The sequence below is a fragment of the Tritonibacter scottomollicae genome, assembly GCF_003003215.1.
In the GTDB taxonomy this organism is placed as follows: Bacteria; Pseudomonadota; Alphaproteobacteria; order Rhodobacterales; family Rhodobacteraceae; genus Epibacterium; species Epibacterium scottomollicae.
In genome coordinates this window covers 1-12,575 of record NZ_PVUF01000002.1, presented here as the reverse complement: position 1 = coordinate 12,575, position 12,575 = coordinate 1, and the positions used below count along the sequence as shown (strand labels likewise).

The window sequence follows — 12,575 nt, the reverse complement described above, 5'->3', positions numbered from 1 at the left end:
CCTCCGATAAGAAAAATATGACCGCGGTCAATTTATAAGTTGACCATGGTCACTTTTGTGGACATTGACGAGGCAGCGGCAAATTGACCGCGGTCACAATTAGCAGAGCGGAGCCTGTCATGTCCACGCGAAAGATCATCATCCTGAACGGTCATCCCGGCCAAACATCCCTCAACAAGACCCTTGCCGAAGCCTATCGGGACTCGGCGATAAATGCCGGTCACGAGGTTCGATACCACGACCTTTCGGCGATGCAGTTCGACATGGACTACGGGCTGGGTGGCTATCATAACGCCAAGCCTCTGGAAGCGGATCTGGAGGCATTCGTCGGCGATTTGGAGTGGGCGGAGCATGTGGTGCTCACAACGCCGCTGTGGTGGGGTGCGATGCCCGCCAAGCTCAAGGGGGCTTTTGATCGCGCATTATTGCCGGGCCGCACCTTCGACACGCGCAACACCTCTGCGCTTGGGTTGCCCGCGCCGATGCTGACCGGAAAAACGGCGCGCGTTCTGATGACGTCGGATACGCCGTCGATCTTCCTGAAACTGTTCTACGGGAACGCGATCAAGAAGATCCTGTCGCGGCAAATCCTTGGTTTTGTGGGCATCAAGCCAACCCGTTTCACCTCTTTTGCACCAGCGTCACATCCGGCGGAGTCACAGGTCAAAGCATGGTGTGAAAAATCAGCTGAACTTGGGGCGCGCGCAGCATGATTCTGCCAAGAAAAAAGGGGGCTTGCGCGTGACATCCCCCCTTGGAGCGCGTATAAAATCCGAAAGTAAAAATAGGATCACGTGAATGTCCGAAAACGAGCAAGCTCCGACAGAATATGGCGCCGATTCCATCAAGGTTCTCAAGGGGCTGGAGGCCGTCCGCAAGCGGCCCGGCATGTATATCGGCGACACCGACGACGGCTCCGGCCTGCACCACATGGTTTATGAGGTCGTGGACAACGGCATCGATGAGGCGCTGGCTGGCCATGCGGACCGTGTAACAGTCACAATCCATGCCGATTCCAGCGTCTCTGTCAGCGACAACGGTCGCGGCATTCCGGTGGATATCCACCAGGAAGAAGGCGTTTCGGCAGCGGAAGTCATCATGACCCAGCTGCATGCGGGCGGTAAGTTCGACAGCAACTCCTACAAGGTCTCCGGCGGCCTGCACGGCGTTGGGGTTTCTGTTGTGAACGCGTTGTCGGACTGGCTGGAGTTGCGCATCTGGCGCAAGGGCAAGGAGCATGTGGCGCGGTTTGAACGTGGCGACACGGCAGAGCACCTGAGCGTCGTTGGCGATTGCGGCGATCGCACCGGCACCGAAGTGCGCTTCCTGGCCTCAACCGACACGTTCTCCAATCTGGAATTCTCGTTCGAGACGCTGGAAAAGCGCCTGCGGGAATTGGCATTCCTGAACTCCGGTGTGCGCATCGTGCTGGCAGACGAACGCCCAGCCGAGCGGCTGGAGACAGAGCTGTTCTACGAGGGCGGCGTCAAGGAATTCGTGAAATACCTCGACCGCTCCAAGAGCCCCGTCATGGAGGCCCCGATCTACATCAAGGGTGAGCGCGATGAGATCGGCATCGAGATCGCGATGTGGTGGAACGACAGCTATCACGAGACTGTTCTGCCCTTTACCAACAACATTCCCCAGCGCGATGGCGGCACCCACGTGGCGGGCTTCCGCGGCGCGTTGACCCGGACGATCAACAATTACGCACAGTCTTCCGGTATCGCCAAACGGGAGAAGATTTCCTTCACCGGTGATGATGCCCGCGAAGGCCTGACCTGTGTTCTTTCCGTGAAAGTGCCGGATCCGAAATTCTCCTCCCAGACCAAAGACAAGCTGGTGTCTTCCGAGGTGCGCCCGGTGGTCGAGAGCCTGATGGGCGAAAAACTCTCTGAATGGTTCGAGGAAAACCCCAACGTGGCCAAGCAGGTGGTCGGCAAGATCATCGAAGCTGCACTGGCCCGTGAGGCGGCGCGTAAGGCGCGCGAGCTGACCCGCCGCAAGACCGCGATGGATGTGAATTTTCTCGCTGGAAAGCTCAAGGATTGCTCGGAAAAGGACCCCTCCAAGACCGAAGTCTTCCTCGTCGAGGGTGACTCCGCCGGTGGCTCCGCCCAGACTGGTCGTGATCGTCAAACCCAGGCGATCCTGCCTTTGAAGGGTAAGATCCTGAACGTAGAGCGCGCACGGTTTGACCGTATGCTCGGCAGTCAGGAGATTGGCAATCTGGTGATGGCGCTCGGCACCGGTATCGGCCGCGACGAGTTCAACATTGAAAAGCTGCGTTACCACAAGATCGTCATCATGACCGACGCGGACGTCGATGGTGCGCACATCCGTACGCTGCTGCTCACCTTCTTCTACCGTCAGATGCCGGAGCTGATCGAGGGCGGGTATCTCTACATCGCACAACCGCCCCTTTACAAAGTGGCGCGTGGCAAATCCGAGGTCTACCTCAAGGATGAGGCCGCGATGGAGGAATACCTCATCAATCAGGGCGTCGATGGTGCGCTTCTGCGTCTTGGTGACGGGTCTGAAATTGCCGGTCAGGATCTGACCCGGGTGGTCGATGAGGCACGCCGCCTGAAGCGTCTTTTGGACGCATTTCCAACGCATTATCCACGCCACATCCTCGAGCAATCTGCCATTGCGGGTGCCTTCGTGCCTGGTGCAGTGGACAGCGACCTTCAGGGCGTGGCTGACAAGGTTGCAACCCGTCTCGATCTGATTGCGCTGGAATATGAGCGTGGCTGGCAGGGGCGCATCACGCAGGATCACGGCATCCGGCTGGCCCGCATTCTGCGTGGCGTCGAAGAGGTGCGCACGTTGGATGGCCCAATGCTGCGCTCTGGTGAGGCGCGCAAGACCGGTAGCTTCACCAAGTCCCTGCAAGAGATCTATGGCACGCCTGCGGTGCTGCATCGCAAGGACCGCCAGCAGGCGATCTATGGCCCGTTGGAGCTGCTCAAGGCGATTTTGGATGAGGGCGAAAAAGGCCTCAGCCTGCAGCGCTACAAGGGTCTGGGGGAGATGAACCCGGATCAGCTGTGGGAGACAACGCTGGACCCGGATGCCCGCACGTTGCTGCAGGTGCGTGTCGACGACATGATCGAAGCGGACGACCTCTTCACGAAGCTTATGGGCGATGTGGTGGAGCCGCGGCGCGAGTTCATTCAGAAGAATGCGCTCAGCGTCGAAAATCTCGATTTCTGAAACATCTCAGGAAGTATGCCTTGATGATGTGACCGCCTCCGACTGCATCAGTATGCCAAGGTGGGTTTGCGATGATCCACGCAGGAGAGCGGTCATGTCGGAGATTGTCACAACCGGGTTCCGCCTGGCGAAGAACGTGTTCCAGGCAGGCGCACGCTGTGGACGCCTCAGGTCGTGCGGTCCTGCGCAAGAAGTTGCGGCGCGCTCAGATGCTAGAGTTTTTCTGTCAGCTCCCTACCTGTGAAAATCGAAGAGACACGAAGAGACCCACGGTGCGACGATGGTGTTTCGCCTGTGCGAGCTACTAAACTGGCCGCGGACTCAGGCCCTAAATGATCTTCGAGGGCATTTGAGCCAGTTCAGAGAGGTCGCTCCGCAAGGAGCGGCCAGCGCACCCAAGCCAATTGCAAGTATTGAAGGCCCAGGATGCGATCTGCCTGCCGGCTGTTCCTACCCGCAAGGTTCTGATCGCGACTCTGGGCAGTCGGTGACAGAGACTGGCAGGCTCAATAGGCGTTGTGGCGCAAGCCAGGTTTGAGGGTAAATGTGCCCTTTCTCGCCTGAGTTTTACGGCTAAGCCCCATCAAAAATGGGGGGGTACCCTTTGATCTCTGCCCTAGCGAAGGCCGAGGCGGGGTTAATTATCGCGATGCGGATATTGATTTCGGCGGCATGGCGGTCGGGGTCTTGTGGCACGATCAGTTCCCCAAAGCGCTTGAGGCAGTTCATCACGGCCTCGATCCGACCGCGGACATGGTATCGCGCACTTCTTCCAGAGCGCCGGGTTAGGTTCCGCGTTGCGTAGAGGATCTCGTTTCGCGCAATGGCCGCGGGGCGGTGAGCCTCCCAGGCGCGACCGTTGCGGCGGATAGGTATGATGCCGTTCGCGCCTCGTTCAATGACCGCGCCATGACACCGCCGCATGTCATAAGCACTGTCTGGGCTAGCGGTATTGACCAGTTCGTCGGGCGGTAGCGGGAGGGTGTGGGCTTTGGCGTGTGCCTGATCTAACCATCAGGATTCACCAAGTGAATCGCTCTTTTCGATTTGCGCAATAACGCCCTTGTCAAAAGGGGCGGTGACCGGGGTGTTGAGTGCAGTGACGCGGCATATGGCCGCCGCGAGAATCTGAACTTCGGCTAAATGGCGGTCGAAGTGCGGCACATCGACCTCTGTCCCAGCATCCTTCTAAGGCACATATTCGTTCCCTCTGCTTCACTGGTGAACGCCTCTCTGGCTCTGCTATCGCGCCCAGTGTTTATGCTTTGACATTCGCAGGACCTCGTTTCGCTCCGGTGTTGTCGGGCTTCCATCGGCTGACATTGCGACGTGACGGAATGATTGCTACCTCACCATGATCGCCGACTGCGCCCTTTCCAATCCGCGTGTCATACGTTGGCTGTATGCAGAACCGTCGACGAAGCTGAGCAAAGCTGACCCTTTATCGCCTTGCTAGCGAAGGCAGTCCAATTTGACAGCAGGCAGGCCGTTCTCACGCCTGCGCCCCTACAACAGGCCTTGGAGCTTCACTTGGGGTACCCGTTCGCCTGATATTGCCGGCGAGAACAGCTGGCGAATCTTTCAACTGTATCAGCCGAGATATGCGTCGCCCACTCGCCAACCGCATCGATGAAGGTGCTTAACTGCGCCATGCGTCTAGGGGTAAGGATGTGCAGATGACCAGCGAATTTACCCCACACGGAGCTTGCAGAACGATGTAGGTGTATCGGCGCACACCACAACGAGCTTCACGCTCTCGGCTCTGATAGGTGGACTTGCGGCGTGGTACAAATCATTGAGCGCGGCTTTAGAATTGGCTCGGGATTACTAAGTGTACGGCCAAGCTGCCTGCCCACAGATAGTCATGCGAAATCTACAAATTTAATGCCATCAACCGACACGGCCACCGGAAATAGGTAAACGCCGTTCGAGGTGTCGAAAGGCGTCAACATGTCGTTTGTAACGACCATATGACTGTCGTTCGTCGGTGAAAAGAGTGGTGAGCCGTGCAGGATTCGAACCTGCGACCCACTGATTAAAAGTTTGAAATTCGTGCTCTTCCACGCTTTGCTATATAGCGCCACAGTGCACCATAACATGTTGATTTTGCTTGTTAATGCTTGAAGGGCTGGCGGCCTAATGTACTTTGTTTTGACACACAATGGCATGCACGGTGGTAGCTGGGTGGTTGCTACAGCGCATTGCGAAGAGTCAAAGGCTTCCAATGAAACTAACCAAACGCAGAATTGATACAGCTGAGTATGATCCCGCTAAACCGACCTACCTGTGGGATGACAGCTTAGCTGGGTTTGGCGTGAAAGTCCTACAATCGGGCAAAAAACGCTACATATATAAGTACCGTACTCACGGAGGCGGGCGGCGCGCCCAAACGCGCTGGATGACGATTGGCAACTATGGCGAAATCCCACTGGAAACAGCCCGTAACATCGCTTTGGAATGTGCGGCCATGGTCGCGCGGGGAGAGGACTCGCAAAGCGACAAGATCAAGAAACGTAAAGCGCCTTCGCTTGTCGACCTCTGGGATCGCTTCGAAGAGTCTGACATGAAGCGGCTCAAGCCTGCGACGATCAGAGATTATCGTTCGCTCTGGAAGAACATTCTGGGACCAGCCCTCGGCAAGCGGCGCGTTGCTGATATCGCACGTGCGGATGTCGACCGCTTGCACAGGTCTATGAGTGATACGCCCTACCAAGCCAACCGTTCAATCGCTGTTCTGTCGAAGATGATGACCCTTGCAGAAATCTGGGAATGGCGGGATCAGGGCACCAACCCATGCCGTTATGTAACCCGCCATCGTGAAGGTAAGCGTGAGCGTTACTTGTCAACGGAAGAACTGGAAAGACTTGGTGCCGCTCTGACAAACCTTGTCGACTTGGGGCTTCTCTGGCCTGATATGGCAAACCTGTTTCGCCTACTGTTGCTTGTTGGTGCAAGGCGCAGTGAAATCTCAAACTGCGAATGGAACTGGATTGATTGGGAACGCCGTATCATCGCTCTTCCCGACAGCAAGACAGGTGCAAAGCCACTGTTCTTGAGCGATGAGGCGATTACCGTACTCGAAAACCAAAGGATCACGAGCCGCCACCAATCGTCCAAATTTGTGTTTCCGGGTGCAAAAGCAGACAAAGCCATTGTCAACGTGTCTAAGCCTTGGAAGCTGATTTGCGAAGAGGCGGAGCTTGAGAACTTACGCATTCATGACTTGCGTCACACAGCGGCAAGCATTGCCGTTGGCCAAGGTGTCGCGCTTCCCATCATTGGGCGCTTGCTAGGACACACACAAACGCAAACAACAGCGCGCTACGCACATGTTAACGCCGACCCAGCGCTGAAGGCTGCGAATGCCATCGGCCAAGCTATTGGCGCAGCTATTAAGTAGCAGCTGTGCTTCACGCGCGGGTTGCCCAACCTGCAACGGTGATCGGTGTCGTAGTATCACTCCGATGTGATTGCACCATTGTGATTTTCCCCACAGGTAGGGATTTGCCGCCCTTGATCCTTAAGGCGAGACGGATATGCTCTCGCTCAACTTCAAGGGTTGTGTTTTATGAATGTATTTACTCAGGACGCCCGGCTTGGGCGTCTGACGACTGTGCTGGGATCCGACGCGCTTGTGCTTTTGCGGATGGATGGCACGGAGGAGCTTTCGGGGGATTTCGAGTGGCGGGTTGAAGCGCTCTCAACCCAGAACAGCCTCGATCTCAGTGCTCTTCTTGGAACCCATGCCACCGTTAAAATCAATCATGCTCAGGGCGTGCGGGCCTTTGACGGGATCGTCTGCGAAGCCGAGCAACGCGGTGCTTTTGAGAATGGGTTTCGGTATGATCTGACTTTGCGTCCGTGGCTACATGTGGCCAGTCTGCGGCGCAATATGCGGATCTTCCACAACAAAACCGTCATCGAGATTGTGCAAGAGGTGCTCAGCTCTTACGCCGCACTGAGCAACCCTCACCTTGAGCTGCGGGTGATGGATGACTACCCGGTGCTGGAGTACACCGTCCAATATGGTGAAAACGATGCGGATTTCGTCCGCCGCCAGCTAGAGCGCTTTGGCATTACATGGTCGTGGCGGCATGAGGCGGGATCACACACGCTGTTGCTCACCGATGCGGCGATCAGCCTGCCCGAGGTTCCGGGATCCTCGCGCCCGTATTTCGGTGTCGCCGGATACCACCGGAACGAGGAGGAGCATTTCCGCCATTGGTCCGCGACCGAGCGGATCACTACCGGCGCAGTGCGGCTGACGGAGTATAACTTCAAGATACCCACATCGGCGCAGGAAGTGGACCAGCTCTCCGATGCGTCTCATCCAAGCGGTGATATCGAAAGCTACGATTGGCCGGGCGACTACCTCAATCAGGGCGAAGGCCGGGGTGTGGTCTCGCGCCGTCTTGAAGCGGAGCGAGGTCAGGCCCCACGCCACCGGGCAGAGGGCGATGTGGTCTCCCTCGGCGCGGGCTGGCGCGTCACACTGGCCGGGGATGATGTTCCCAAAGCGACGGGGCGCACATTCGTATGCCTGAAGGCCACTCATCGGTTCCGGGCGCAGGCTTATGGGTCTGGGAGTGCGGGAGCCGATGACGCGCCCTATGACGGGGCCTATGTACTGTCCCCTGATGATGCACCGATTCGCCCCGAGCGCCGCACAGTAAGGCCAAGAGTGCAGGGACCAGAAACCGCAGTTGTGGTTGGCGAAGGCGAGATCGATTGTGACGAACACGGTCGCATTTTATGCCGCTTTCACTGGGATCTCGATGGCGCGCACACCATGCGCGTTCGGGTTTCGCAGAACTGGGCGTCCAAGGGCTGGGGCGGCATGGTCATCCCCCGTATCGGCATGGAGGTCATCGTTGAGCATCTGCGAGGTGATCCAGACAAGCCGATTGTGACTGGCTGTGTGTATAACGGCAAGAACCGACCGCCTTACGAGCTCCCGGAGCATAAGACACGCTCAACATTCAAGACTGATACTCATCAAGGGAAAGGCTTCAACGAGCTACGTTTCGAAGATCAATCGGGCAAAGAAGAGATATTTATTCACGCAGAAAGAGATCGAAACGAAAAAATTCGCCATAACCATACCGAACGGATTGACAATAATTGGGTCCAGTCTGTTGGGCGAAGTAAGGTTACTGAAGTTTCTCACGACACAGTTCAACAGATTGGTGGGTCGGCGCAAATTACTGTCGGAGCAATCAGCAAAGGAAAGTTGATAAGACCCGAATTCACGAAAGACCCCGAGGGTATAAAGGGTATCGCTTCAGAACTTGATGCGGCAGATACCCTATCGACCGAACCAGGCCGATTTACATTAAAAGTAGAAAAGTCTGTTAATATTTCGACAGGTGGATCGTTTGTTGAGACCGTGGAAACAGAGAAGCGAATTTCTTCAAATGATCGAGTTGCGATTGGCTCAACCAACCTAACTGAAATAAGTTCAGCAGGTGTCGTGTCGGTGTATGCGGGAAAAGAGTTCTCCATTGTTTGCGGGGCAGCTAACTTACGCTTCACTGACGACGGGAAGATAACAATAAATGGTACAAGTATTGATTTAACCGCTTTGAACGATGTCAAAATCAAAGCTGGCAAAATTGATTTGAATTAGGGTGTCGATTTGACTGTACTTCGTACTATCAACCATTTGTTTGTGAGTTTTGGCTGGGAAGCCGTGGTGTCTACACGTGGTATGCTAACACATTACCAGCCGTGGAGCGGCGACGCACGCATCAGCCCGCAGGCGATGTCCGAGGCAGCAGCTAGCGTAGAGGATAGCCCAACTCTATCTGTCGACGATGGACTGACCAATGTGATCCCAAATGCAACAGCTTCTGCCGTGCCTACTTCAAATCCGATGGCGGCTCTTATCAACAAGTATGGGAAATGGGGTATTAGAGCACTCGAGCAAGAGGGGTATTCAAGGCGTACTATTAATAGCGTAGGCCAACATTTGAGGCGACTAGGCCGAAATTCTGGTGGTATGGGTGAAGTGTTAGGCATTTGGAATCAAGTGGCCACATCTGGCGCGTTTGAGTTTCGCAAGTCGACAGAGGTAGCGAGGTTCACACACCGCTTATCCAGTTCGGCTATGCTCCAATCCTGTTCTGATATCAACCACTATATCTCCAAAGCCCAACCCTTCTATACCGATGTAGAAAAGTTCACGATCGCTCTTGCGATGTCTATATCTGGCATGCCCGAACGTGAAAGTGGAAAGTTCGCAATAGCGTTTGCGTTTGATCAAAATGCCATCCCAGTCTTGGAAGAAACCGATAGGTACTTCAACTCATGAGATACACCTTAATTCGCAACATTATGCAGGTTGTGACCTTCTCAGCGATACTAGTGACCGCTAGGCCATCTGACGCACATTCCGAAACAGAGAGTGTTTCGACACTGGAACAACAGCTATATATTGCCATCGATAACCCTGAATACAGAGAGGCGCACAGGGAAGAAATTCAAGCATCTATAAAGGACTACAAGCCTAAAAATGAAGCGAGTGACCTGTCGGTTGCATATTATTCGTTTGCAGTCGCTGATTTGGGTAGTGCGAAATCATTTTGCCAAAACTTCAATGCGTTACAGGGTGACTTTAAACACTTTGGAGAGGAGGAGTTTCTAAGTTGTTTTAGGGCTGTATTTGAAGGATTGGTTGAGAAGGAAAAGTCAGGGATAGTTTCCCTATCTGAAATGGAGTTGGCTCTTCTTTATGATGAGGTCTATCTATCTAGTGGAGATGAAAATCTCTTGGATGTTGATACCCTTCAGTTCTTCTCCTTTGAGCGAGCAACTGTGATGGCATCGGAAAACCCGAAACTACTTGATGATCCACGAGTGATGATTCCTGTTGTGAACTCCGATGTTTGTGGCGGTGCTCATATCGCCCCCAATAAATCAATTCCCGCTTCTTCTCTTTGCTACGATCCGGTGCAATACGAGAAGGAAGTTAACTCAGATGAGTTTGGCCAGTTTATTTTCGTTCGTGAAGCCCTGAAAGCTTGTAGTACACTTCCGAGATTGGAAGGGTTTCGTTGTATTCCACGACTTCAGGAGCAATTTAAGCCTTATGGGAGATGCACTTTACCTGTTCATCTCATGAGGGGCGACCCCATGGATAGTCTCAATGACGTTCGCAATGAGATTTCTGCCTGCTATGAGCGGAATTTGAAACCCTAATAGGAGTTCGCATGAATTTTATATACCAAACATCTTTATTTGATGATGGTGAGACAACGGCTCCAATGATATGGTCTATTATACATAACAGTGCCAACACGCAGTTCAACCCTCAGGGCTCCGATCCAAGAATAACGAATGGGGATGCGCTGGATGCCTTCGACATGAAAGCTATGAAAAAACTTGTGAATTTTGATGCTCAGAAATGGCAAGTGTTTTGTGAGAATGTTGGGATGACTGTTTACGGCGCGGTAGCTCTTTCGTGGTGTAAAGGAGCGCAAATTGAGAATGTGTGGAGCAGTTGGAGAGCTTCTGCTTTCCCACTCAAGCCCACTCCTGAGTTTGAACGTCCAGCACGTTTTATTAATCCATCATTGCTCCCTAATACAAACAGCCTTGCCGAAATAGCAGAGGCGGGTAACAATAAAAGCCTACCTATTTGCGCCATGATCGCGGCGCTCAAAGGGCCGCTAAACTTCGATTTGCCTTATGAGCTCCTACGCACGTCACCTCCACAAATAGCCAGTTTTCTAAGGTCGCGCATGCTTCGGAGTGATATACGCCAATTAAACGACAGCAGCTTGATAGAGATTTGGTCGCAAACAATTAAAGATACTGAATATGATGTCGCCGAGGAAGAGGGGAGCAAATAATGCCCAAAGCAACTCGACTAGGCGACATCGGCTCCGGTCACGGATGCCATTTCCCGCCGACCCCATCGACGGGAGCCTCTCCTGACGTGTACGTGAACGGCATCGCGGTTGTTCGTCAAGGTGATGCCTATGCAGACCATGGGTGCGGTGTTTGTCCGGCTCCGGCTCACGGGCGGAATTTGTCGGGGGGCTCAGGATCAGTTTTTGTGAACGGGAAACCTGCTGGTCGTGTGGGCGATGCAATCTCTTGCGGGGGCGCGGCTGACGCAGGTTCTTCAGACGTGAGCTTTGGCGACTGAAAAATACAAAGCCTACCGCGCCCTATTCGGGCCGTTCGGTCAAAAATACGCGCTGCGCATGCAGTTGTTGTACCACTTTCTCCGAATGGCATTGTCGCGCTTCTGAGTGATCATAGCGCGTGTCTCTTCAACGTCTTTGGCTGTTGTATCGCCGCCGGTCAACCTGGCGCCAGCGACCATTGCTATCGCTACCTTAGCGCGGTTGTTGAAGTCGGAAAATTCCACCTCATACTGCCCAAACATGAAGTATCCTGAAATCGGGTCCAGCATGCTTATGGCGAGGTCGGTATCAATATATCCGCCAGACCCAATCCCGACTTCCCCCAGTTCCCCTAAGATTTTTTCGGAAATCCGCTGTAGCGACACAGAGCTCTCATAGCCGTCCCGCACAATAATGGCTGCGTCACCTGCCCACGTGCATGTATTTTCAAACATGGCTCTGCACTCTTCGTTGCTTTGATCTGTGCAGTCATTTTGGGCGTATATTTCGTCAGCTATAGTATAAACGGTGATTTCGTCGGCCCCGGCCATGGGTGCCATGAACATCGTTGTGATCAGCAGGAACATCGTTGCTGTGATGGCTCTGGAAGCAGGGCTTCGGGCTGCATGATTTGGCAGTGGGCGACTGCGGCTATCTGTTACTTGGGTCATCATTTTGGCCTGTATTCGACTAAGTGTAAAAGATATTTTCCTGTGGGGGATGGGCGTGCCCGGCTCACTCCACGCGAGCGCCTCTTGGGCGACGTTTGCCGCGCACGAAAAGCAGCAGGCAAATGAGGTAGATGTTCAAGATGGGCACCAGTTGGGTGATCATCCACCAGCGAGACTTCCCAAGATTGACCAGCCGTCTGGAGACTGCCGCTTGGCCGAAGGTCACAGAGAGTAGCGCGATGATCGCCGCCAAACCCGCCGGAATGTTTCTTGTTCCCGGAACGGGGTCAGCAAGCTCCATGATCAACACGCATATAAAGTAAACGAATAGGACCAGTATCATTTGAGTAAAGAACTGGTGGAGTGCCCCCACTGAAGTGGTCCACCTTTTGGGATAGGAATATCCCGTTTTCAGGAGGACGACGAGATGTCAGGCAAACGAGAGAAGCCCGAGGACATCGTGCTGAAGCTGCGACAGGTTGAGGTGCTGCAAGGGCAAGGGAGCTCGGTTCAGGAAGCCGTTCGGCAAATCGGTGTGACGGCTCAGACTTACTACCGG

Annotated in this window: 11 protein-coding genes and 3 pseudogenes; 10 read left to right on the top strand and 4 right to left on the bottom strand. The window is 54.3% G+C overall.

Annotation, left to right across the window (positions count from 1 at the left end; translation table 11 throughout):
- Positions 1-119: 119 nt before the first annotated feature.
- The 3 genes and pseudogenes from CLV89_RS03970 to CLV89_RS23205 form a co-directional block, all read left to right on the top strand.
- Complete coding sequence (locus CLV89_RS03970; RefSeq protein ID WP_106162354.1) at positions 120-713, top strand: NAD(P)H-dependent oxidoreductase; 594 nt, start codon at positions 120-122, stop codon at positions 711-713.
- An 85-nt stretch (positions 714-798) separates the two neighbouring features.
- Complete coding sequence (gene gyrB, locus CLV89_RS03965; RefSeq protein WP_106162353.1) at positions 799-3,216, top strand: DNA topoisomerase (ATP-hydrolyzing) subunit B; 2,418 nt, start codon at positions 799-801, stop codon at positions 3,214-3,216.
- 94 nt (positions 3,217-3,310) lie between these two features.
- Positions 3,311-3,695: pseudogene (locus CLV89_RS23205) on the top strand (IS110 family transposase); the annotation flags it as partial.
- Positions 3,696-3,789: 94 nt separating this feature from the next.
- On the opposite strand, the pseudogene CLV89_RS22860 reads toward CLV89_RS23205, so the two are convergent.
- Positions 3,790-4,191 (bottom strand): annotated as a pseudogene (locus CLV89_RS22860) (IS5/IS1182 family transposase); the annotation flags it as partial.
- Positions 4,192-4,230: 39 nt separating this feature from the next.
- The gene (locus CLV89_RS22765; RefSeq protein ID WP_207796879.1) at positions 4,231-4,380 is read right to left on the bottom strand and encodes a hypothetical protein; all 150 of its coding nucleotides are present in this window, start codon (positions 4,378-4,380) and stop codon (positions 4,231-4,233) included.
- Positions 4,381-5,440: 1,060 nt separating this feature from the next.
- On the opposite strand from CLV89_RS22765, the gene CLV89_RS03945 reads away from it, so the two are divergent.
- The 6 genes from CLV89_RS03945 to CLV89_RS03920 all read left to right on the top strand — a co-directional run bounded on the left by CLV89_RS03945 (position 5,441) and on the right by CLV89_RS03920 (position 11,365).
- Positions 5,441-6,616, top strand: coding sequence for a tyrosine-type recombinase/integrase (locus CLV89_RS03945; RefSeq protein ID WP_106162705.1), 1,176 nt, complete (start codon positions 5,441-5,443; stop codon positions 6,614-6,616).
- A 168-nt stretch (positions 6,617-6,784) separates the two neighbouring features.
- Positions 6,785-8,842 carry a type VI secretion system Vgr family protein gene (locus tag CLV89_RS03940; protein WP_106162350.1) on the top strand — a complete coding sequence of 686 codons (2,058 nt, stop codon included), beginning with the start codon at positions 6,785-6,787 and terminating at the stop codon, positions 8,840-8,842.
- A gap of 9 nt (positions 8,843-8,851) precedes the next feature.
- Positions 8,852-9,526, top strand: coding sequence for a hypothetical protein (locus CLV89_RS22365; protein WP_133166697.1), 675 nt, complete (start codon positions 8,852-8,854; stop codon positions 9,524-9,526).
- Complete coding sequence (locus tag CLV89_RS03930) at positions 9,523-10,413, top strand: hypothetical protein (RefSeq protein ID WP_106162348.1); 891 nt, start codon at positions 9,523-9,525, stop codon at positions 10,411-10,413. The genes CLV89_RS22365 and CLV89_RS03930 overlap by 4 nt, the downstream gene beginning before the upstream one ends.
- Before the next feature lie 11 nt (positions 10,414-10,424).
- Positions 10,425-11,066, top strand: coding sequence for a hypothetical protein (locus CLV89_RS03925; RefSeq protein WP_106162347.1), 642 nt, complete (start codon positions 10,425-10,427; stop codon positions 11,064-11,066).
- A complete protein-coding gene (locus CLV89_RS03920; protein ID WP_106162346.1) occupies positions 11,066-11,365 on the top strand; it encodes a PAAR domain-containing protein in 300 nt (99 codons plus the stop codon). The genes CLV89_RS03925 and CLV89_RS03920 overlap by 1 nt, the downstream gene beginning before the upstream one ends.
- A 39-nt stretch (positions 11,366-11,404) precedes the next feature.
- On the opposite strand, the gene CLV89_RS03915 is transcribed toward CLV89_RS03920, so the two are convergent.
- A complete protein-coding gene (locus CLV89_RS03915; protein ID WP_106162345.1) occupies positions 11,405-11,932 on the bottom strand; it encodes a hypothetical protein in 528 nt (175 codons plus the stop codon).
- A gap of 148 nt (positions 11,933-12,080) precedes the next feature.
- Positions 12,081-12,359, bottom strand: a complete 279-nt coding sequence (locus tag CLV89_RS03910) for a DUF805 domain-containing protein (RefSeq protein WP_279327864.1) — start codon at positions 12,357-12,359, stop codon at positions 12,081-12,083.
- 84 nt (positions 12,360-12,443) lie between these two features.
- On the opposite strand from CLV89_RS03910, the pseudogene CLV89_RS22855 reads away from it, so the two are divergent.
- Positions 12,444-12,575, top strand: a pseudogene (locus CLV89_RS22855) (IS3 family transposase); the annotation flags it as partial.

Excerpts from the sequence above, each read along its gene's own strand:
- CLV89_RS03930 (WP_106162348.1), top strand. The coding sequence starts at position 9,523 with ATGAGATACACCTTAATTCGCAACATTATGCAGGTTGTGACCTTCTCA.
- CLV89_RS03915 (WP_106162345.1), bottom strand. The coding sequence starts at position 11,932 with ATGTTCCTGCTGATCACAACGATGTTCATGGCACCCATGGCCGGGGCC.
- gyrB (WP_106162353.1), top strand. The coding sequence starts at position 799 with ATGTCCGAAAACGAGCAAGCTCCGACAGAATATGGCGCCGATTCCATC.
- CLV89_RS03970 (WP_106162354.1), top strand. The coding sequence starts at position 120 with ATGTCCACGCGAAAGATCATCATCCTGAACGGTCATCCCGGCCAAACA.
- CLV89_RS03920 (WP_106162346.1), top strand. The coding sequence starts at position 11,066 with ATGCCCAAAGCAACTCGACTAGGCGACATCGGCTCCGGTCACGGATGC.
- CLV89_RS03945 (WP_106162705.1), top strand. The coding sequence starts at position 5,441 with ATGAAACTAACCAAACGCAGAATTGATACAGCTGAGTATGATCCCGCT.
- CLV89_RS03940 (WP_106162350.1), top strand. The coding sequence starts at position 6,785 with ATGAATGTATTTACTCAGGACGCCCGGCTTGGGCGTCTGACGACTGTG.
- CLV89_RS03925 (WP_106162347.1), top strand. The coding sequence starts at position 10,425 with ATGAATTTTATATACCAAACATCTTTATTTGATGATGGTGAGACAACG.
- CLV89_RS03910 (WP_279327864.1), bottom strand. The coding sequence starts at position 12,359 with ATGATACTGGTCCTATTCGTTTACTTTATATGCGTGTTGATCATGGAG.